This window comes from Enterocloster bolteae (assembly GCF_002234575.2).
Classification (GTDB): Bacteria; Bacillota; Clostridia; order Lachnospirales; family Lachnospiraceae; genus Enterocloster; species Enterocloster bolteae.
On the sequence record NZ_CP022464.2, the window covers coordinates 5487890 to 5510011 of the forward strand.

Annotated in this window: 20 protein-coding genes and 1 tRNA gene; 7 read left to right on the forward strand and 14 right to left on the reverse strand. The window is 48.8% G+C overall.

All coding sequences use genetic code 11. The features are described 5' to 3' along the window. Positions 1-20: 20 nt before the first annotated feature. From CGC65_RS25360 to CGC65_RS25390, 6 genes are all read right to left on the reverse strand, one after another. Complete coding sequence (locus CGC65_RS25360; protein WP_007035811.1) at positions 21-632, reverse strand: recombinase family protein; 612 nt, start codon at positions 630-632, stop codon at positions 21-23. After that, entirely contained in the window at positions 614-1144 is a 531-nt protein-coding gene (locus tag CGC65_RS25365; RefSeq protein ID WP_002565614.1) for a recombinase family protein, read from the reverse strand. Before CGC65_RS25365 ends, CGC65_RS25360 begins: the two co-directional genes overlap by 19 nt. Positions 1145-1238: 94 nt before the next feature. Beyond that, positions 1239-2900: a 23S rRNA (uracil(1939)-C(5))-methyltransferase RlmD gene (gene rlmD / locus CGC65_RS25370; RefSeq protein ID WP_002578266.1), complete on the reverse strand. Its 1662-nt coding sequence runs from the start codon at positions 2898-2900 to the stop codon at positions 1239-1241. 465 nt (positions 2901-3365) lie between these two features. After that, a complete protein-coding gene (locus CGC65_RS25380) occupies positions 3366-5195 on the reverse strand; it encodes an aminopeptidase P family protein (protein WP_038281812.1) in 1830 nt (609 codons plus the stop codon). 189 nt (positions 5196-5384) lie between these two features. Further along, positions 5385-6809 carry a dihydrolipoyl dehydrogenase gene (gene lpdA, locus CGC65_RS25385; protein ID WP_002565618.1) on the reverse strand — a complete coding sequence of 475 codons (1425 nt, stop codon included), beginning with the start codon at positions 6807-6809 and terminating at the stop codon, positions 5385-5387. A gap of 102 nt (positions 6810-6911) precedes the next feature. Then, entirely contained in the window at positions 6912-7712 is an 801-nt protein-coding gene (locus tag CGC65_RS25390; RefSeq protein ID WP_002565619.1) for an HAD family hydrolase, read from the reverse strand. Positions 7713-7790: 78 nt separating this feature from the next. On the opposite strand from CGC65_RS25390, the gene CGC65_RS25395 reads away from it, so the two are divergent. Then, positions 7791-7864: transfer RNA gene (locus CGC65_RS25395), tRNA-Pro, on the forward strand. A gap of 713 nt (positions 7865-8577) precedes the next feature. Here CGC65_RS25395 and CGC65_RS25405 read toward each other — a convergent pair. From CGC65_RS25405 to CGC65_RS25420, 4 genes are all read right to left on the reverse strand, one after another. Next, positions 8578-9510 (reverse strand): DMT family transporter, encoded by a 933-nt coding sequence (locus CGC65_RS25405; protein ID WP_002565620.1) that lies wholly within the window; start codon positions 9508-9510, stop codon positions 8578-8580. Positions 9511-9542: 32 nt separating this feature from the next. Next, on the reverse strand, positions 9543-10097 hold the full coding sequence (locus CGC65_RS25410; RefSeq protein WP_002565621.1) for a helix-turn-helix domain-containing protein: 555 nt from the start codon (positions 10095-10097) through the stop codon (positions 9543-9545). 241 nt (positions 10098-10338) lie between these two features. Next, complete coding sequence (locus CGC65_RS25415; RefSeq protein ID WP_002565622.1) at positions 10339-11775, reverse strand: YfcC family protein; 1437 nt, start codon at positions 11773-11775, stop codon at positions 10339-10341. Positions 11776-11814: 39 nt separating this feature from the next. Further along, entirely contained in the window at positions 11815-12810 is a 996-nt protein-coding gene (locus tag CGC65_RS25420) for a dipeptidase (RefSeq protein ID WP_002565623.1), read from the reverse strand. Positions 12811-13094: 284 nt separating this feature from the next. Here CGC65_RS25420 and proC point away from each other — a divergent pair, with 284 nt between their 5' ends. Next, positions 13095-13928 (forward strand): pyrroline-5-carboxylate reductase, encoded by an 834-nt coding sequence (gene proC, locus CGC65_RS25425; RefSeq protein WP_002565624.1) that lies wholly within the window; start codon positions 13095-13097, stop codon positions 13926-13928. A gap of 233 nt (positions 13929-14161) precedes the next feature. Here proC and CGC65_RS25435 read toward each other — a convergent pair whose 3' ends face one another. Beyond that, positions 14162-14395, reverse strand: a complete 234-nt coding sequence (locus tag CGC65_RS25435; protein ID WP_038281423.1) for a helix-turn-helix domain-containing protein — start codon at positions 14393-14395, stop codon at positions 14162-14164. A gap of 147 nt (positions 14396-14542) precedes the next feature. On the opposite strand from CGC65_RS25435, the gene CGC65_RS25440 reads away from it, so the two are divergent. Then, positions 14543-14941, forward strand: coding sequence for a hypothetical protein (locus CGC65_RS25440; protein WP_002565627.1), 399 nt, complete (start codon positions 14543-14545; stop codon positions 14939-14941). Here the strand turns inward: CGC65_RS25440 and CGC65_RS25445 are convergent. Next, complete coding sequence (locus CGC65_RS25445; RefSeq protein ID WP_002565628.1) at positions 14914-15249, reverse strand: hypothetical protein; 336 nt, start codon at positions 15247-15249, stop codon at positions 14914-14916. The two genes, CGC65_RS25440 and CGC65_RS25445, sit on opposite strands and share 28 nt — an antisense overlap. A 45-nt stretch (positions 15250-15294) precedes the next feature. Then, entirely contained in the window at positions 15295-15540 is a 246-nt protein-coding gene (locus tag CGC65_RS25450) for a helix-turn-helix domain-containing protein (protein WP_002565629.1), read from the reverse strand. Positions 15541-15649: 109 nt separating this feature from the next. On the opposite strand from CGC65_RS25450, the gene CGC65_RS25455 reads away from it, so the two are divergent. From CGC65_RS25455 to CGC65_RS25470, 4 genes are all read left to right on the forward strand, one after another. Continuing rightward, complete coding sequence (locus CGC65_RS25455) at positions 15650-17293, forward strand: sigma-54 interaction domain-containing protein (protein WP_002565630.1); 1644 nt, start codon at positions 15650-15652, stop codon at positions 17291-17293. A 256-nt stretch (positions 17294-17549) separates the two neighbouring features. After that, complete coding sequence (locus CGC65_RS25460; RefSeq protein ID WP_002565631.1) at positions 17550-18887, forward strand: MFS transporter; 1338 nt, start codon at positions 17550-17552, stop codon at positions 18885-18887. Further along, positions 18880-19776: a DMT family transporter gene (locus CGC65_RS25465; RefSeq protein WP_002565632.1), complete on the forward strand. Its 897-nt coding sequence runs from the start codon at positions 18880-18882 to the stop codon at positions 19774-19776. Before CGC65_RS25460 ends, CGC65_RS25465 begins: the two co-directional genes overlap by 8 nt. Then, a complete protein-coding gene (locus CGC65_RS25470; RefSeq protein WP_002565633.1) occupies positions 19773-21089 on the forward strand; it encodes a C69 family dipeptidase in 1317 nt (438 codons plus the stop codon). Before CGC65_RS25465 ends, CGC65_RS25470 begins: the two co-directional genes overlap by 4 nt. 205 nt (positions 21090-21294) lie before the next feature. Here the strand turns inward: CGC65_RS25470 and CGC65_RS25475 are convergent, their stop codons facing one another. Further along, a complete protein-coding gene (locus tag CGC65_RS25475; protein ID WP_002565634.1) occupies positions 21295-22110 on the reverse strand; it encodes an NPCBM/NEW2 domain-containing protein in 816 nt (271 codons plus the stop codon). Positions 22111-22122 lie beyond the last annotated feature (12 nt).

Consider the following 22122-nt stretch of genomic DNA (forward strand, 5'->3'; position numbering starts at 1 on the left):
ATAACATCCTCGTTTACCTATTATTCAAACTCACATATCTGATATCCCTCTTTTTCAGCATAACAAATTATCAACCGCTTCTCATAAACATCTATTCTCTTCACTCTATCCTTTACGACATTTTCATCATATTCCCCATTACATACAACTTTTCCCAACATCTCTCTTACATCTTGATCGTTCAAGGTAGGTGAATTTTCACACTCTGCCTTTCCTTTTTCCATCCTTGTCCCACATCTCCACACAATCTTCCCACGCTCCGTTCTACGCCTGAATCCTCCGCCACAATACCCACATACCAATAAATTACCAAGCGAGTATTTACTTCTATATCGGTTACCACTACTAATCTGATTGCCATCAGATGTTCTGAGCAGTCTGGCTCTATTAAGCATTTCCTCCTGCACCTTATCAAATATCTCCGGAGAAATAATAGCCGGATGACTTCCTTTCACATAATATCTGGTACGCTGTCCAATATTTTTCTTTCGTATTCCATTCAGATAATCCTCCGTAAATGTTTTCTGAAGCATCATGTCTCCCTTATATTTCTCATTCTTTAGCATCTGCGGGATTACATTTGCACTCCATACCTTTTTGCCTGTTACCGTTTTTATACCACTTTCCTCCAAGTGTTTTTTATCTGCGAAAATGTGTAACCCTTTGAATATAACTCAAAAATCAATTCTACTATTTTGGCCTGCTCCGGAACGATTACCAATTCCCCTTCCACACACCGATACACCATAAAATATTTGTAACTGCTAAATAATCCTTCCTCAAATTTTCTTTGAATCCCCCTTTCTTTCAAATATCTCATAATCTGCAATAGCTCTACCGTATTCCTGGATACTCGTTTTGCTGATTTAGTGATTATGTAATCGAATTTCCCCTCTGCAGCGCTTTCTAACATATGTTTCAGTCCGTTACGGCCTTTTTTCCTTAATCCACTTCTTCCGCAATCCCAGAATACTCCTGAAAATACCCAACCCGGATGATCTGATATCTGTTCTGTATATGCCACAATTTGATGAGCCAAACTGGCTAACTGCGTCTCTTTCTTAGTGCTGACGCGGCAATATGCCGCCACACGCAGCGGTTCCATATTCTCTTTTTTCACAGGCATATAATATATATTTTTCAAAACACATCACCTCGTTTCATCAATAAGGAAAAGGCGCGAAAGCCAAAAGCCTTCACGCCTCACCACACGGCAACTATCCAATCTCACCTAATCATCATTTAACACTCTTTTGCAACAGGACAATACTTTCCGTATGCACCGTCCCCGGAAACATATCCACCAACCAAGCCTCCGCCGCCCGATACCCCATTTTCTTCATATACCTTACATCCCTGGCCAGCGTCTCCGGATTACACGACACATACACCACCTTCTCGGCTCCCAGCTTCCCTACGGCGTCCATAAACTCCTCCGTACTTCCGCTTCTGGGAGGGTCCATGATAACCACATCCGCTTTCTCACCCTGTTCAGCCATATTCACCAGAAAACGTCCTGCATCATTGCAATAAAAGCGGATATTTTCAATTCCGTTCATCTTCGCATTATTAACAGCATCCCTGACTGCATCCTGATTCAGTTCCACGCCAATAACCTTCCCGGCCGCCTTACTTGCTATAATCCCAATGGTTCCGATACCGCAATACGCATCCACCACCAGTTCCTGTCCGGTAAGACCGGCCAGTGACAATGCCTTTTCATAAAGAATTTCCGTCTGCACCGGATTCACCTGATAAAATGACTTTGATGATATACGGAACCGGCATCCGCACAGCTCGTCCACAATATATCCCTTGCCATACAGCACATGCTCCTTATCCCCCAGAACCATGCTTGTTCCTCTTCCGTTAATATTCTGGACGATGGTGGTAATTTCCGGATGTTTCTCCCGCAAAGCCTTAACAAAGTTATTCTTAGACGGAAACACCGGAGATGCTGTAACCAGAACTACCATAATTTCCCCTGTGGAAAACCCCTTGCGGATTAAAACATGTCTGAGAAGCCCAAAGCCCGTATCCTCATCATAGGTCCGGATTTTAAAAGATTTGAGCATTCCGCGTATAGTACCGATGATTTCATCTGCTTTCTGGTTCTCTATAAGGCACTTCTCCACAGGAATTACATGGTGTGTATTTTCTTCATATATTCCGGAAATGATATTTCCTTTTTTGTCCCTGTCAAATACAGCATGTACCTTATTGCGGTAATGAAAGGGATCCTTCATGCCTATAATAGGCTTTACAGGACAGAGTCCTTTTAGCAGTTCTTCCGCCTGCTTCTGTTTGAACGCAAGCTGCTTGGCATACTCCATATCCAGCAGCTGGCAGCCTCCGCACAGATTCAGCACCGGACAAATACTGTTGCTCCGTCTGCTTCCCCGTCCCCCATATGAGCCTCCTCTTTTGGAATCCTCTCTCCGCTTTTCAGCATTAAGAGCCCCTCCATTTTGTTTTTTAGAGACTGACAATCCTTCCGCCCCTTTGCGTACCCTTGGTGAGCTGCCATCCCTGCATTTTTCTCCACTGCGCTGCCTGGAAAATGCGCCCTCATTCCCATCAAACCGTTTCCCGCTCTCACCTGCACCGTTTTTACCTTCTCCGTCCCTCACCTTGTGTTTACTGTCTTTTATGTTGTCTTTTGTATTGTCTTTCATTCTGTCCTTCACGTTGTCTCTCACCCTGTCTTTCACTCCGTCCTTCACGTTGTCTCTCACCCTGTCTTTCACTCCGTCCTTCACGTTGTCTCTCACCCTGTCTCTCACTCCGCCCTTATCTCTCTTTACGCCTTTCCTGCTTCCTGTACCCGAATCTGTCCCCACTCTTTTAACCGTCTTTCCAGCCATTTTACCGGACATTCCTCTATCCGCTCTTTTATCCATCTTTCTATCTCCTCGTATTCATCCATAATTTTATGCGCCTACAGCAAATTCCAAGTTACTGTCAGCTTCATTCAAACATGCTTAACCTTTTCTATATCAAAATCCATATGGCCATTCTACCATATATTTCCCCTAATGTATAACCATATAAACCGAATAAATTACATCCTAAAAATCACATCTCCCTGCTGTCAATAACAGGATAACATAAATTTTTGCCATACCTGTTATGAATGCCCTGTCCCCACATCCCCAGCCGCCCCGCCACAAATCCACACCCTTTCCCGCAAAAAAGACCGGATATTTCCCGCAGCACTGCTCTGCATTCTGCAATGCCGCGGGATTACCCAGCCTTTTTCATCCATTTACTATCTTTATCTGTCCAGCCTTTTTCCAATCCGGCCATCATCAACCGCTCCTGCTTTATCTCAAGGTTTCTCCCCGCTTCTCAATCCTCCTCATCTCTCAAACTGCTCTCGTAGCCTCCGCCAGCCATACTCTCTCATCCTCATCCAAATAAGGGCTAATCTTCTCATACACCTGCTCATGGTACCGGTTCAGCAGCTCTACATCCCGCTCAGACATAATCTCCCTGTCAATTACCTCCAAGTCAATGGGAACGTACGTCAGATACTCAAACCGCAGGAACTGGCCGTATTCATTCTTCTCATCCTCAACACACAAAACCAGATTCTCGGTCCTGATTCCATGGCTTCCCTCAATATACACACCAGGTTCATCCGATGTAATCATACCCGCTTCCATCACCGCATTGTCCTGGCGCTCCGGAACCATTTTGAAGCGGATTCCATTGGGACGTTCATGTACGCTGGACAGGTAGCTCACCCCGTGTCCGGTACCGTGTTCATAGTTAAGCCCCCGTCTCCACAGCGGCTCTCTGGCCGCATAATCAAGGCTGAGTCCGCGGCAGCCATGAAGAAACTTCACATCTCCCAGACGCAGCATACTCATAAGCACCAAGGTAAAATGCTCCTTTTCCTCATCAGTCACAGGCCCCATGGCAATGGTTCTGGTAATGTCGGTGGTCCCTTCATAATACTGGCCGCCGGAATCAATGAGATACAGTCCCCTGGGCTCCAGAGGGATGCTGCTCTCCGGTGTGGCAGAGTAATGGCACATGGCTCCATGTGCTCCATATGCGGATATGGTTGCAAAGCTCAGGCCAATGCATCCCTCCTGGTCCATGCGCAGCTTCCCAAGATAATCCGACACGCTGATTTCGTCCATGGGAATACGCCCCGTATTCTTCTTCAGCCAGTAAATAAACTTGGTCATTGCCACGCCGTCCTTGATGTGGGCCCGCTTTTCATTCTCTATCTCCACATCATTTTTAACCGCCTTCATGGAAGCAGTGGGATTTATCCTGTCGATCACCTTATTGGACCCGTCAATCAGGCGGTATACAGCATAGTTGATACGGCATTTCTCCAGCAGGACTTTCTCGTTTTTAAGCCCCTCCACCATGTCGTATACCCCGTCATAAGGCATCACTGTGACGCCTGTCCGTTCCAGATACTCCCTCACGCTTATGCCCTTTTCATCCTCCAGATACGGATAAGCTTTTCCTTCCAGCACACTGCTGTTGACAAACAGATACAGTTGGTCCATGGTCACCAGAGCGTACGACAGCACCACGGGATTATACAGAATGTCATTGCCTCTGATATTTAACAGCCACGCTATATCATCCAGGGAGGTAAGCACGTGAACAGATGCATGTACCTTTTCCATAGCCTCCCTCACATCCGCTATCTTATCCAATGCGCTCTTTCCCGCATACCTCTCATCCAGAACCCATGCAGGTTCCGCCGACAGCTCAGGGCGTTCCTGCCATATCATGCCTGCCAGGTCTTCCCCGTAGGAAATACGCGCTCCCCGCTCCCTAAGCATTTCCTCCAAAGCAAGCCCTTCAGCCGCATTGACTACCCGGCCGTCAAATCCCAGGCATCCGCCCTCAGGCATCTTATCTTCCAGATATGCTCTCAGTGAGGGGACGCCCTCCTGCCCCATTTTCATCATGGTCACTGTGGAATCCTTTAACTGGGCCGCTGCCTGTACATAGTAACGCCCGTCTACCCAAAGGCATGCTTCGTCCATTGTAATCAGAGCCGTACCGGCCGAGCCGGTAAATCCGGTCATATATTCCCTGCATTTGAAATGCTCTCCCACATATTCGGATTCGTGGAAATCTGCCGTGGGTATCATATACGCATCCATGCCCCGCTCCTTCATCAATTTCCGCAATGCATCCAACCTGTCACGAATCACATTCATAACATTTCCATCCTTCCGTTTCATTCTATCCTTTCCTTCTAACCCTTTTCCTTCTAACCATTTTCCTTCTAACCCCTTTTCTTCTAATCCCTATTCCACTACCTCTATTCCACTCCCCCTGTCTCACCAATCCCTATCCCACCAATCCTTCTATCTCAAATCCCCAACTTATCATCCGTCTCCCTGCACTTATTTCTTCCTCATGGCATCCTCTATGGCCGCCCCAATACCTTCATTGTACGTAGGCTGTGCCCGCATGGCAAAAGACATTTCCTCTGCGCTCAGTCCGTTGGCTATGGCCGTGGCTATTTCCCCAATCATATCAGTAGCCCTGGGGCACATCATCTGTGCTCCCACGATGGTATTTGAATATGCCTCAAATACCAGACGGATAAATCCATTTTCCCCACCGGTTATGATGGATTTTCCATTTTCCCTCATGGAAAAATGACCGCAGCGCACCTTCAGCCCCTTTTCCCTGGCAATTTCCTCCGTGATGCCGACAGTGGCAATCTCCGGGTCCGTATAGATACAGTTTGGCACAATCGGAAGGGACACATACATACCGTTAGGCACTACCTCCAGCTTAATGCTGTGGGGCCTTCCGGCTATCTTTTCCACCACATATGTACCCTGAGCCGCTGCCACGTGGGCCAGCTGTGTCCTGGCGGACACATCCCCGATGGCGTAGATTCCCCGCTCGCTTGTCTCAAAATCGCTGTTTACGGCAATCTTCCCGCCTTCCATCTCCAGAGAAATATCCTTGCCTAAAAGCTTCTCCACATTGGGCCGGCGTCCGATGGCCATGAGTATCTGGCCTGCCCTCATTTTGATGGGTTCTCCCTCCCCGTTGGGAGTGATGACGCAGCTTAGCCCGCCCTCATCCTCCAATATCTCAGTAACCGTGGCATCACAGTACACGTCAATACCCTTTTGGCGCAGCTCTTTTTCCAGCTCCGCGGACATCACATCATCCATAGGCGCCATCAGATGCTTCTGCTTCTCCACAATCGTCACATGGGAACACAGGTTGTTGAACATGGTGGCAAACTCCACCGCGATAACGCCTCCGCCCATGATTGTCAGCCTGTCAAAATTCCAGCTCTCAGCTGCCAGCAGCCTGTCGCTGTTCCATACACCCGTAAGGTCCGCGCCGGGAATCCGGCTCATGTAGGGCACTGCGCCTGTAGCTATAATGACAGCATTTCCGCGGAAGAATTCGCGGCCGCCTTCCTTTAGCTCCACCTCCACGGTCCTGTCCCTGCGAAGCACCGCTGTTCCGTAAACAATTTCCACATTCAGCTTCTCAAAGCCGTACTTAATGCCGTCCCTGTATTTGACCACCGCACTTTTCTTATACTTCTGCATTTTCCCAAAATCAAAGGAAATAAAATCCGTGGACACGCCAAATTCATCGCAGCTCTGCATCATATGAAACATATCAGAGGCGTGAAGCAGCGCCTTGGTTGGAATGCATCCTCTGTTTACGCATGTGCCTCCAATCTTCTTTGCCTCTATCACCACAACCTTAAGGCCAAATTCCGCTGCTTTAAGCGCTGCCGTATAGCCCCCTGGCCCGGCTCCTATAATCACTACGTCAAATTCTCTTGCCATACCCGTTCTCCCTTATGTTCTTATAAATTATTCTTTTAAATTATCATGATTACATTATATTTCAATTAATTTCTTCCAAGCATTTCTTCAAAGAAGGCAAGCCTAAATCAGCCCCAAATGCCTGCATGCCTTCCATACCCCATCCCGGTCAATATCATCTGCCACGTAATCCGCCACAGCCTTAAGCTCCTCCACGGAATTGCCCATGGCAATGCCGATACCTGCCTCACGGACAATTTCATAGTCATTCATGCTGTCTCCAAAGGCCACTGTCTGCTCCAGGCCAATGTCATAGTACTGGCACAGCCGTTTCAGCCCCTCTGCCTTGGAAGCCTCCTGCTCCACCACATCCGCCCCCATGTTCCCGGAGAACATAGGAAATTTGAATTCAGGAAAATGGGCTTCCAGCTCCCTGGCTCCTTCCGGACCGCCGATATAAACCAATGTCCTCACCGGCATATCCAACAATTCCCATCCATCCATGAAATTGCGCTCCGAAACACCCCAGCGAAGCCGGTCCATGCGGACCACGCCCTCCGGGTGGATATAATAATCCTTTCCCTCCTGGCTGACGCCCAGGGAAATTCCGTGGGCATCCCCGTATTCCAGCAATGCCCGGAGCCTTTCCTTGTCCATCAGATGTTCAAACAGGACATTTCCCTCAGCCACAACCCGCGTTCCGTTCATGTGTATCACCGCGTCCGGCATAATCATATCCCGGTATACCACACTCATATCATGGTCCATGTTTCTGCCGCTTCCTATGGCAATGACCGAGTCCTTCCGCAGCAATTCCAGTGCTTTCATGGCGCTGTCCGGAATTTTCCAGGTCTTATGGTCCAGCAGTGTCATATCCAGATCAAAGCTGACAATCCGCTTTTTCTTACTTGGTTTCTGTGTCATTTTTAAATTCTCCGAATAAATTAAAATTAGGTCTTTTCAAAATGAAAATTATCTGATATAATAATTGAGGTTCGAGAACGGAGTATGGCGTAGCTTGGTAGCGCGCTCGGCTGGGGGCCGAGAGGTCGCAGGTTCAAATCCTGTTACTCCGATTCACTTGTTATATGTCAGAATCCTTATCTTATAAGGATTCTGGCATTTTTTTGTACCCTGTACCCGCAGGCTTCCATCTGAATCCAAACCATATCTTAAGAATATCCTCACCCAAACTCCGAGCAAAACATTTCCATATACATCCGGTGCACAAATTCCTGCGCAATCCTCTGAAAAAAAGCCGTTTTGTCCCGGCGTACTGCCGTACAGCGTTTTCTTTCATCAACGTGATTAACAGCAGCACCGTGTCCCGATTGATTATACCACGTTCTGCTAAATTATTCCATCCATTTTCTATGAGCGTGAGCGTTGACTCCTGCGCTGACTTCTCATAATCAGGGAATAAGCATGACCGTTGAAGGATCAGGCTTATTGCTGCCCCGGAAATGGAAATGAATAAACAGGAGGTAATCAAAACACAAGAGGATACTATCAGAATTCCGATAAAATACAACGATGAACTGAAAAAGATAGTAAGATATGATTTTTAAGCCTTGACAGAATAACAAATATATGAACCTTTTCTTCAAGCATGCCGGTCCTCTCAATGGATGGACGCAGCTCAATAGAAAATCAGATAATGGGGAAATGTGCTGCCTGACTCAGCAGAAACAAATCCATTCACTCTAAACAGAATCAGAGCTGCCGCAGCTCAACCCCATGCCGCAGCAGCTCAGATTCCGCTTATATTATGCATTTATTATGCATTCCTTTAATCAGCTATCCTTTTTACCTTTCGCGTCAGCAATCCGCTCAGCCAATCCTCTCTCTGGATCACGAACACAGACACCAGGATAAGAAGCATCCCTCCCACCTTAGCCATGGTAATCTCCTCGGACAGGAGCAGGGCGCTTAAGAGGATTCCCACCACCGGATTGATGTAGGCATACGTGGAAACAACAGAGGTTTTCCACCTGCGCAGCAGATACAGATAGGAGGTCAACCCTACAATGGAATCTGCAATTCCCATATATGCCATGGGAAGAGCGCCGCGCCACGATAACTTCCCCAGGTCAAAATTTCCGGTTAAAACTGCACAGAAAAAAAACAGGATTGCGGGAATCGCGGACTGGTAAAAAATCTGCACCTGTACGGAGGCGCTAATTGACTGATATTTCAGATAGACGGTTCCCACCGACCACACGATATCAGCAAGCAGCAGCAGCGCGATTCCAATAGGGTCGGCGTTTCCGCCGGAAACACTGCCCACCACCACCACAGCGATACCGGCAAAACCTCCGATAATCCCCCCAATCCCCACCCAGCTGACGCACAGTTTACGGGCGGCAAGGGAGTCCACCAGCAAAATCGTAATGGGAATCAGGCTGACCATAACCGTGCTTATTCCCGCATCCACACGCCGGGAGGCGAATAAAAGCAGCACCGTGTTCAAAAAATACATAAGGACACTTCCCACTGCCAGGGTCTTTCCGTCACGTAAGCCGACAGCAAGGGACTCATGCCGAAAGCCCACCCACAGCGCCATCAATACAGACGCAATCAGAAAACGCAGGCTGCCGGCAAAAAACGGATGAATTATGCTGGAGGACAGCTTATTTGCCACGCCGGCCGTCCCCCAGAAAAAACAGATGTTAAAATAGGCGGCAAAGGGAAGCAGCCTGCGCAGAGAAGAATCGCTTTTCATATTTGTTCCCTCTAAAACCGCCGAAAGAACCGCTAGGTCGTCCACCCCATGGGTGTCATCACGCAGAAACCGATTGCAGGTGTTTCACCTGTATTTATGGTTCTGTGAGGCATGTTGGGCCTCACCACCAGTGAATCACCGGCATTCAGATGATAACTTGTCTCTCCCAGTACCATATCGGCTTCCCCCTGCAGCAGAATGACAATTTCCTCAGATGGGTGAGTCAAAAATTCTTCGGAGTCATGGCCGCCCGGTTCAATCTGAAATTGAATCACCATGGATGACGGTGTGTATTCCGGTGCTGACATCGGAGAAACAATCTCGTAAAATATCTCACTTTTGGGAAACTTGATAATTGGTCTCTGGTCGCTCTTTACCATGGCAGGATGATGTTCCGACTGGTCCACCAGCAAATACGGTGAAACCCCCAGAAACTCACTCACTTTGCGGAGAGAGGACAGGGACGGTTCAACCGCTCCGCGTTCCAACTGGGAAATGTATCCAATGGAAAGTCCTGTGGCCTCTGCAATATCCTTCAGCGTCAGTTTTTTTTCTTTTCTTAATTTTCTAATTTTTTCTCCAACCATAATGCAACCTCTACTAGAATTCGTTGAGCGACGGCAATTCCCCAAGAACCTGTTATATAAACAAGTATTGTCCCATAGCAAATGCGTCTTTCACAGGCCAGGACAGATAACGTCTCCACATGCCATAGCTTATCTTACCATATTTCCGAAAACTCCGACAGTATCTGACTGCAAATTTTAGCAAAAAGGATTATCGCTGGAGTCACGTTCTTCTTTTTAAATAGAAAAACGGAGCTATCAATCATATTCCCATTAAAACGGCTGCTGACAAAATCAGTGCCTGCGCAATATATAGGATGCCGAACAGGGGCATGAAAAACTTCCACCACTTGTGCATTGGAATTCCGCTGATACCGATGGAAATGGCAAGGGAACATGTGGGCCACAGAATATTGGAGAAACCGTCGCCGAACTGGAATGCAAGGCAGGTTACCTGCCGGCTGACTCCCAGCAGATCTCCCAGAGGCGCCAGAATCGGAATCACAGTGGCAGCCTGTCCGGTGGAGGAGGGAATAAAGAAGTTAATCAATGTCTGCAGAATCAGCATTCCCTGAGCTGCAATGATTGGCGGCATTCCCTGAAGCACCTGGGAGGCGTAAAACACGATTGTATCAATGATCATGGCGCCCTGAAGGATGACCAGGATTGCCTTTGCAAAGCCCACAACCAGAGCCCCCATCACAACCGAGGATGCGCCTTCAAGAAATTCTTCAGCCATCTTGCTTGGTCCCCATCCGCTGACCGTGCCTGCAAATATGCCCATCAGCACAAAGATGCCGGCCAGTTCCGCGTTGCCCCATCCCAATTTCAGAGAGCCGTAAAAAATGGCTATCAGGGATACGAGGATTTCCAGAAGAATCCACATCTGCTTTTTCGTGGTCTTTGTGTTTATGATTTCCTCACGGTTAAAGTTAATATCCAGCTTATCCCCAAGAATCAGACTCTTAGAAGGATTTTTGCTCACTTTCTGTCCATAGTAGAAAATATAAGCAATTCCCAGTGTACTGAAAATCACAAAGGATACCACACGGATTCCCATTCCCGAAAAGATGGGAACTCCTGCGATTCCCTGAGATACGGGTACTGAAAACGGATTGAGCGTGGCGGCAGACCAGCCAATCCCCTTGCCCAGCTCCAGTATGGCAAATCCTGCCAGGGCATCATAGCCCAGCGCCACACCAAGCCCCATAAACACGGGAATCAATCCATTATACTCATTCCACATACCAAAGGTCGAAGAAAGTACAGCAAATGTCAGGAAAAAAACCGGGATTACCAGCTTTGCCCTGGACGAGAATCTTCGCAGCAGAGAACCGAGAAATGCGTTAAATGCGCCGGTTTTAAGCACCATGCTAAAAGCACCGTTAACAAGGAATATCAGCATGGTTACTTCCGCACCGCTGACAAGGCCCCTGTGGAGAGAACTCAGAATGGTCACCAGTCCGGCCGGATGTTTTTCCTCAAGGGTGTGGAAGGTGCCGGGAATAACCAGTGTACGGCTTACTCCCTCCACTTCCACTGTCTGGGTATCAAACTGGCCCGGCGGAACAAACCAGGTACAGACTGCCACAAACAGAATGATAGCGCAGATAATAACATAGACATGCGGTATTTTAATGGGCTTGCGTGCTGTGGCCGCAGTTCCGCCATTGGTGTGTACATTTTTATTCTTTTGCATATACATTGCTCCTTAATCGAACATATTCGTTGTGATGTGTCAGTTCCAATTCGCCCTCAGTACGCGCAGCAGATTTTTGCCGGTCAGTTTTGCAATATCTTCCTCTGAGTAACCACGCCGTTTCATTTCATCTATCACGTTTTCCAACTGCCAGCAGCCTTCAAATCCTTTGGCATGGCGTTCATCCGACCGGGTGCCCACGCAGCTGTTATACGCCCCTACCACTGCCGGATAAAGCACAGCCTGGTCTGCGGTTCCCTTGTCATCCTTATTACCATCCAGGGTATTGTCAGCGCCGAACGACACATGGTCAATACCAATAAGATTGACCACATAATCCACATGGTCTACATAATCCTTCACATCCGGACGGCAGCCCTTCTCTTTTTTCCAAATCAGGGGAGCCCAGGGGGAAATTCCCATGACACCGCCGTTTTCCTTGATAGCAAGCATTTCCTCATCGGTTTTGGTTCGTACGCTGGGTGTGATGTTATAAACACCGGCATGGGTAACGGCAACAGGCTTTTCACTTAGCCGGATAATATCCATGGTGGTCTTTTTGCCCACATGAGACAGGTCGGCCAGCATGCCCAGACGGTTCATCATCTTAAGGACCCGTTTGCCAAAGTCAGTCAGTCCGCCGTCCTGAGACTCGCAGCAGCCCGTGCCTATGAAGTTAGCATCATTATAAGTCATCTGGATCACCCGCACTCCCAATTCATAAAAAACGCGGAGCTGCTCCAGTGAATTCTCGATTGAGTTAGGATTCTGGAACGCTAAAATAAGAGCCTTTTTCCCATCTTCCTTTGCTTTATAGATATCGGCTACAGACTTTGCAATCATGAGGCCATATTTCGGGTTGTCCAGCATATTGTATATCTTACCAATACTCCTGGTGCTGGCAACATACCCATTCCCCTCCCCGGGAATGGTCAGAAAAAACGCGTCCATTTTAGAATGCAGTACATCCTCGGTGACACCCGTAAATTCGGTCTCGGTAAACGCGCAACCATCAATGATTAAATCTTCTTTCATTTTTTACCTCCACTAAAATTTTATTTAACAAAAGTATAATTCGGTCTTGTTCGCAACCTCATCCAGGCTTTTGTTCATGCCATAAGAGTATCATATATACATGTTATTTACAAGACAGTTCTTCCACATAATCACAAATTCTATGACTATATCAATTTTTTATTGTATATTTTGTATACTTTTCACAAGAATTGTTTTTTTAAGGCTCTCTCCTTGACTTTATACTGTCTTGAATATAAAATGAAATAAAATTATAGTATAATTTCAAAATCGGAGGGAATATTATGAGCCAAGCTATCCAAAAACGTATCGCATATATTGGCGCAGGCCAGATGTGCGAAGCAATTTTTAGTGGTCTTATCAGTTCCGGAGCCATTTTACCGGAGCATATCCTGTTGTATGATGTAAATGAATCACGGCTTACAGACCTGCAAACCCGTTACCGCACAAACATCCTCACGCCTTCCGCCCATTCCTATGAAGATTTGGTATCATGGGCAGATATTGTGTTTTTGTCGGTACGCCCCCAGGATGCCAGAGAAACACTCTCTAAAGCAGGCATGCTCTTCCGGCCGGAGCAGACTGTAATTTCAATCATGGGCGGGGTAAAACTCTCCTTTTTAGAAGAGTATATCAAAAACGCGGCAGTGGTACGGGTGATGCCCAATACACCTATGCTGGTAATGGAAGGTGCCGCGGGTATTGCCCTGGGCGCCCGCTGTACTTCCCAAACAGAGGAGTTGGTAACCTCAATTTTTAATGTAATCGGAAGCAGCTATGTATTGCCTGAATCACTAATCGATCCATTGACCGGAATCAGCGGGTGCGGTCCTGCATTTGCATATCTCTTTATTGAATCCCTGGCTGACGGCGGTGTGGAGATGGGACTCAGCCGTGACGTAGCACTGAACCTGGCAGCCCAGTGTCTCATTGGAGCCGGTAAAATGGTACTAAAGACAAATACACATCCCGGTATTCTCAAAGACCGGGTATGTTCCCCCGGAGGCGGCACAATAGCCGGCGTACATACCCTGGAAGAAGGAAAATTCCGCGGCGTTGTGATGGATGCAGTGGTAGAAAGCATCCGGCGGATGCAGAATGTGGGGGATAAAGCTTAAGAGCAGGACCTCCCTCCTATTTTATCCACAATCATTCTTCCTTCAATTCAGTTATACACAACACCAGACCTGGTATTTTCAGACGATTTATATGAAATATCTAGTGTTTTCGGTGGATAATGTGGATAACTTTGTGGATATCCTGTTAATCTTCTGTTGATGCCATGTGGATGTTCTTTTGCCCGCACGCTAAGAGGGCCGTACACCTTGGGTTGGGTGTACGGCCCTCCTTCTTATTCCAGCAAATCCTCATAAGAGGTTCCCAAAGCTGCTTTAATGGCTTTCAGCTGAGAAACCTTTATATGCTGCGTCCCTTTTTCAATTTTCACCAATGCCTCTCTTGTAATGTCTGCCCCCATCAGCTGCAGGATACGGACCAGATCCGTCTGGCCGATGTCAGATTCCAGCCTGATTCTGCGTATGTTGGCGCCAACATTGGTTCCTTTATCATTTTTTATCACATCCATTACCCTTCCCCCGTACGCATGATTCCATTCCATGAACTCACTACATGAACCCATTTCAGTCCATTTCACCCTTCATATTATGGAGATTTTATGTTATAATGGGACCAAAACCAGTCCATCATTTAAAGAATTCAATGAGGTGACCCTATGGAACAGTATGACTTTACAGACACCGGCAATGCCAAAGATATCTACGGATTACTGGATTGCATGTCGGAAAAGGAACTGGAAATGGCCAGGGAGGCGGTCCGAAACATCCGTGAAACCGCGCAGCTGGCCCAATTCGAGCGGTACAATGCGTGGTTCGACCACACCCTTCTCCCCATCTTCAAGGAATATGCCCAGATGACCTCTTCCCTGCTGCAGATTGAGCGGGATAACGGGACCATCGACGTCCTATTCCGCAACAGCGGCGGTCTGGACATCACAGAGAACTGTAAGGGGATGTATATGGCGCTCATGATAGCTGTACATATATTCATGGATTCAGACGCCGGAGACGCGGTTTTGGCCCTGACCTATGACTGCTGCAGGATTGTATCATGAAATGATGCCAGCTCATCCGGCCGGCCGGACAGCATCCGCTCCATATCCGCCTTAAAGCACTGCACTGGATACTGATACCCCTCATATCCAGCCATCCGGCAGCGTTCCCGGTTCACCTCATGACAGTGGACCGGCTGGAACAGCTGCCCCTTCTTTACCAGGGCCGGGATTTTCCACAGACAGTTGTCCATCTGGTTAAGCCCGGCCACAGAACGCCTGCCATGGGTCTTTGTGACCCGGATCCCCCCTGCCTGCTCCAGTCCTTCCAGAAAATGCTCCCGGTAATGATTCCATGCACTGCCGTCCATTCCGCACAGCACCACTGCAAAACGGTTGCCGGCATTGACCGCCGCCTACTTTAACAGCTCATCATAGGTCGTCTCCAGTATGACCTTGATGGCCTTTAGCTGGGATACTTTGATATGCTGGATGCCCCGCTCTATTTTCACCAGGGCCTCCCTGGTAAGATTTACCTCAAAGTCCCACTCTTCCAGGTCAATCTTCTGAATCAGCTCTGTCTGTCCAATCCCTTTTTCCTTTCGGATTCTGCGGATATTCATTCCTATATTCGTATTCTCATCGTTTTTAATTATATCCATTCTTCCACCCTGAATATCTGGACTGATTTTAGTCCTTTTTGCTCTTAATCTTATTCAAAATTTATGATATAATGGGACCAGTATCAGTCCAAATGGAGGTCAACCCGCTATGCCAGTTTGCTTTTTTGCCTGTGACGACACATCTGTCCTTTACTGTAATGATGACTGTCTGAAATTTTTCCGGGAGCAGGTTCCCGGGACGGAATCACCTGCGGCAGACCAAAAGGCTGCAAGCCGCTTTCCGGGATACCAGGTATTTCCTCTCGGACCATACACCTGCTGCATGTTTACATTTTCCCGGACCGCCTCTGCCTCCGGGTTTTCCCAGGGTAATGACAGGCTGCCTGTAATATATGAATCCGTGCTCAACGAGGTGGAGGAGGGAGTTGTCATATCAGACCATGAGAACAGGGTCATATTCATCAACCGCGCGGCAGAGGCCATTGAAGGCGTGGATGCCCGGATGTCCCTGGGCAAACGCATGGAGGAGCTCTATCTCCCTGTGGGAAACGGAAAAAAGAAGAACAGCCATGCCGCTGTCCTAAACACAGGCATCGCTCCCAACGAACATTTGAACCAATATGTTGTAAAGTCATCACACAAGATAATGAATGTGGTGGAACGCATGTATCCGGTCAATATCCATGGCCGCACCATGGCTGTGTTCTCCCTGATTAAGAACCTGCCTGTCATACAGAAGTCCATGGAACAGAGCCTGGAGCTCTATGATTATTTCAGGGAAAACACTCCCCACAACGGTACCCGCTATACCTTCCGGAGCATTGTGGGCAGCGATATACGGTTTGTGGAGGCAATCTCGGACGCCAAGTGCGTAGCCCGGAACCAGACCACCGTGCTCATATACGGCGAGACAGGGACCGGAAAGGAATTATTTGCCCAGAGCATTCACAACGCAAGCCCCTATCAGAACGGCCCCTTTATCTCGGTCAACTGCGCCGCCATACCTTCCACCTTGTTGGAAAGCATGTTTTTCGGCACGGTAAAAGGCTCCTATACAGGCGCCGCCAACACCACCGGACTCTTTGAACAGGCCCGGAACGGCACTCTGTTCCTGGATGAAATCAACAGCATGGACATCTCCCTGCAGGCAAAGCTTTTAAAGGTCATAGAAAATAAAACCGTGCGGCGTATCGGAGACATGAAGGAGCGGGAAATCCGGTGCCGTATTCTCTGTGCCTTAAACGAAGCCCCCCTGGCATGTATAGAGAACGGAAAGCTGCGCCGGGACCTGTATTACCGCCTGTCCTCCTGTATTCTGTATATACCACCTCTGCGGGAACGAAAAAGTGACATTCCTCTGCTGTGCAGCTTTTTTCTCAAGCATTTCAATAAGGAATACGGCCGTCATATCCACAGGATAGATCCTGAACTGATGGATCGTTTTCTGGAATACCCCTGGCCTGGTAATGTCCGTGAGCTCCAGCATGTGGTGGAAAGCGCATTCTCTGTCTCCCGAAAGGATATGGAGATTTTGCAGCTTGGTCATCTCTCCCACTATTACAGGGAATTTTTTACTGCCTGCAAACCGGAAGCTGTTTCCGACAGCCAGGCCGCCCCAGGCCCCGTTTCTCCCCGCAGCCTGCAGCCCCTGAAAGCCTACATGGATTCCTGTGAGAAGAATTTCCTGGCAGCGGCCCTGTGCTGCCACAGCAACAATATCACGGCAACCGCCCGCTCCCTCCAGATTACCCGGCAGGCGCTCCAGCACAAAATCAGGAAATATGGATTATAGCGTATAATATCCTGGCAGTGACAATTTTATTTGCGCCAAAATTATTTACAGGTCCCTCCTGATTTTCCTGTTTTATCCATATTCCGCCCCAAAAGCACCCTTTAAGCCTCATAAAAGCGTTCTTTTACCGATGTCCCTCATTCTGGCATATAATTTGCTTTTAATATTACTGTACATGTACAGAAGGGGGAACTGCGGACCTGCATCCTGCAGCCTGCACAATTCCCGAAATTTTATAAAATAAGGGGGACTGAAAATGGAAAACAAGAAACTGACCATGAGGGAAATGATCTGCTACGGTATCGGAGACATCACCGCCAACGTGTATCTTCAGTTCATCGCCCTGTTTGCCATCGTGTTCTACACCGATGTGCTGGGTATCTCCGCCACCCTGGCCGGCCTGATTTTCATGGGAAGCCGGGTCTTTGACGGCATCAACGACATTGCGGTGGGTTACATCTCTGACCGGTACGGTCACTATAAGCGCTGGATTCTATACGGCTCTATTGCCACGGCCGTGGCCTTTGTCATCATGTTCACGAATTTTCATCTGAGCACGAAAATGCAGTCTGTATACGCCCTGGCCGCTTTCTGCTTCTGGACTTTGATGTATACGTGCTACGCGATTCCTTTTAACGCCTTTGCGTCTACCATGACGCAGAATACAGAGGAACGGACTCTCCTCAATTCTATCCGCTTTGCCATTGTGGCGGTTCCGTCCCTGATTATATCCCTCGCCACGCCTTACCTGAAAAGCGGCACACAGGAAAGCAACAGCACCTATGGCAATATCGCGCTGGTATTCGCAGTCATTGCGACCGTCTGCACCTTAATCTGCGTTGCCGGTATCGTGGAGCGTGCCAAGGCCCCCACTGCCAGACAGCGCACCTCGGGCAAAGAATATTTTAAGGCCATCCTCAAAAACCGCCAGCTCCTGGTGGTCAGCGCGGCCTTCTTCTGCAGGACACTTGGATATTATATTTACTCCTCGTCCATGGCTTATTATTTCAATTACTACCTGGGCTCTGCCAAGCTGATGGGAATTATCCTGGGCATATCGGCTCCCATCTCCGCGGTGGCGGCTCTCTGCGTGACTCCTGTGTCCAGGTACATGGGCAAGAAAAAGGCCCTGATGGGCTGCGGCGTTATCTTTGCCCTGTCCAGCGTCATCCGTTATTTTATGCCTTTAAACACAGCCGTGGTGGCAGTCACCTGCTGGATTGGCATGTTCGTCATGAGCGCTACCCTGGCCATCTTCTTTACCATGATAGCAGACACCACCGATTACGGCATGTGGCTCACGGGCAAGAATGTAAGGGCTGTAAACTATGGTTTCTACACCTTCTGCCAGAAGATTGGAATGGCATTCTCCGGCACCATTGTAGGAATCCTGCTGGACATGGCCGGCTATGTTCCCAATCAGCAGCAGACAGACGCCGCACTGCGGGGCATCCTCAATATATACTGCCTGATACCGGCTGCCATCTATCTCATCATGACGGCCTTCATGCTGCTATGGAAACTGGATGAAGGCAGAATGCATGAAATTGTGGCCGAGCTGGAGGTAAGGAGGCGCCTGGAAACCAATGACTAAGCAGATCCGCAAAGGATATGGAACTGTCATCCTGGCATCGTTGGCATATGGTGTAATGCCGGTGGTATCCAAGCTATTGCTTTTGTCGGGAATGAACTCAGAGAGTGTCGTGTTTTACCGTTTTTTTCTCACATGTTTGTTCTCGGCTCTGATTCTGGCTGCTTTTAGGGGATTTAGGGCCGTGACCCTTCCACAGGCGGTTTTGCTGGCGCTCTTCGGCATACTGGGCTTCGGTTTTACCATGCAGTTTCTGACCATCTCCTACCAGTATATTCCCATTGGACTGGCCACCGTGCTGCATTTCGCCTACCCCCTGTTCGTAACCCTTATCATGCTGGCTGTTTATGGTGAAAAGCCAGCTCCGGCCAGGCTGTGGGGATGCGCTGCCGCCCTGGCAGGCATATGCCTGATGGTGGATCTAAAAGGCGGTTTCTCCCCGGGCGGCGTTATATATGCCCTGCTGTCCGCCGTCACCTACTCCGCCTTCGTGGTCTCCAACAAAAAGGCCTGTTATGGCAGTCTGAGTCCTATGCTCTGTCTCTTCGCGTTCAGTCTGTCAGCCAGTCTGTTTTTCGGACTGAGCTGTACTCTTACAGGCACACTGCAGGTTCCCTGCTCCCTATACCAGTGGGGATGCCTGATGGCTGTCAGCCTTCTGTGCACGGTCTTTGCATTCTGTACCCTTATGACCGGCGTACGGATTCTGGGAGCTGCGAAAGCATCCGTCATCAACATGCTGGAGCCTGCAACCGGAGTGGTGTTTGGCGTCATACTATTTAAAGAAAAACTGTCGTTAAAAATAATGATTGGCTGTGCCTGCATACTGGTATCCACCCTGATTACGGTCCTGGCCAGGGACAGCCGCAAAGATGGAGGCAAGAAAATATGAATGAATTATTGTCATGTGATACCATGGTCGCCCTTGGGAACAGTACAAAGTCCGGCAATGTAATATTTGCCAAAAACAGCGACCGGCCCCTGGGGGAATCCCAGCCCCTTTGCCTGTTTGAGGCTAAGGACTACCCGGACCAGGAGCTGTTATCATGCACCTACATATCCATTCCCCAGGTGAGCCGCACCTATAAGGTTCTGGGCTCAAAGCCTTACTGGATATGGGGATTTGAACACGGCATGAACGAGTGGGGCGTAGCCATTGGAAATGAAGCCGTGTGGTCACGTGAGGAGGAGGAACGCGAAAACGGCCTTCCGGGCATGGACCTGGTACGCCTGGGACTGGAACGGTCCAAAACCGCATATGAGGCCCTCCACGTGATCACAGACCTTCTTAAAACCTACGGACAGGGCGGCAACGCCTCTGTGACCATGGATTTCCGCTACCACAATTCGTTCCTGATTGCCGATACCTGTGAAGCCTGGATTCTGGACACGGTTAACAGACGCTGGGTTGCCAGACGGGTTAAAAATGCAGAGGGCATATCCAACTGCTACAGCACGGGAGAACACTGGGATGAGGACTCCGGAGACATCCAGGAACATGCCTATGAGATGGGCTACGCGGACAGAGGACAGACCTTTGACTTTGCCAGGGCTTACGGCGCCGTAAACCTCAAACTGCGCGCAGCCTATCCCCGCTATAAAAGGCTTAACCAGCTCCTGGACAGGAAAAAAGGTATCCTGACGCCGGACTACATAGGAAGTATACTGAAGGACCATTTTGAAGGCGAAATCATTGAGCCCCGCTGGAGTCCCGCAGACGGAATCCTGGCCTCTGTCTGCATGCACAATATGGATGAATCCTCCAGCAAAACCGCTGCCGGTTCCGTGGTGGAACTGTCAAAGGATAAAACGCCTGTCTGGTGGAGCTGTATGTCCAATCCCTGTATCTCGGTTTTCCTGCCTTTTACCATGGAAACCGCCATTCCTCAGAAGGTGTCCCAGGGCAGCGCCCGGTACAGCGATGATTCCCTTTGGTGGAAATTAGAACGGCTCTCCTATGAGCTGGAAGAGGACTATCCCCGCAACACCGCCCTCTGGAATCCTGTAAAGGAAAGGCTGCAGGAGTACATCTGTTCCCTGGCGGAAAAAGGGCTGGACGACAGCCTTCTCTGTGAGATGGCTTCCAGGCTGGAAGAAGCAGCGGATGAAATGTATCTTGTGCTGCGTGACGCCAATGCCTCCAGCAGCCAGCCCCAGAGAAAGGCAGCGCTGAAAGCAGCACGCACCATGGCCGGCATTATATAACCGCCGCCTCTGCCGTATAACCGCCTATAGGGCGCATCTTCCGGGAAATCAGTTTACAAGAGACTATACGCAGACCGTGGGCTGCTGACAAAAGATGACAAAAAAATAACAGGCCGGGTCTCCGCACCAAAGGGTGCGGTCCCCAGCCTGTTTTCTTATCTTATCATTCTGTTGGGTTTTCCGTTTCCAGGCGTCCTCATCCTGCCTACTTGTACAGCGACAGACCGTCTATCAGTATAATGGGATCATCCCACTCATTATCCGTAACCAGAGAAACCTCCACGCGGATCTCATTCTGTCCTGTCACATCCACGCCAAAATGCATCAGCTTTTCATTGTAATGGATATCCTGTGATGTATAGAGTACAGTATCATTGTCACCGTATACAGTTACCTTCGCCATGATTCCGCTGCTGAACTGGGATGATGGAGCTATGACGCCGGATAAAAGCCTGTACTGTCCGTTGGCAGCATATTTTACATAGCTTCCCTTTCCTTTCAGACGGATGGCATTATTCCAGCGCTCGCCGGTGGATGTTTTGCCCGATGTAATGATATTGTATCCCTTGGTGGAAAGGCCGTCCAACAGGTTCTGCACCAGATATGGCGTGGACAGGTCTGTAATATTGGCCGGTTCCACCTCTCCCTCCGCTGCAATCCATACGCCGTCCGCACCAATCTGGCGTCCGTCAATCACTGTGTTCGTGGCCATGGCTCCGTTTGGAAGCAGGAAGTACCATTTGTCGTTATCCTTAAACCAGCCCTTCTGCATGACCCCTGCCTGGTCCATGTAATACCACTGGCCGTCAATCTGCTGCCAGCCTGTGGTCATGACACCGTTGTTATCCATATAGTACCAGTTGCCGTTATCCTCAATCCATTCCTTGTAGGCAAACTTATTGGCGCCTCTCTGATACTTCCACTGATCATTCACGTATTTCCATGTACCTGCATAGGCCGGAACCGACATAACCACACTCAGAGCCACTGCTGCCAATGTAACCGCCAAACGTTTCTTCATTCTGAATCTCCT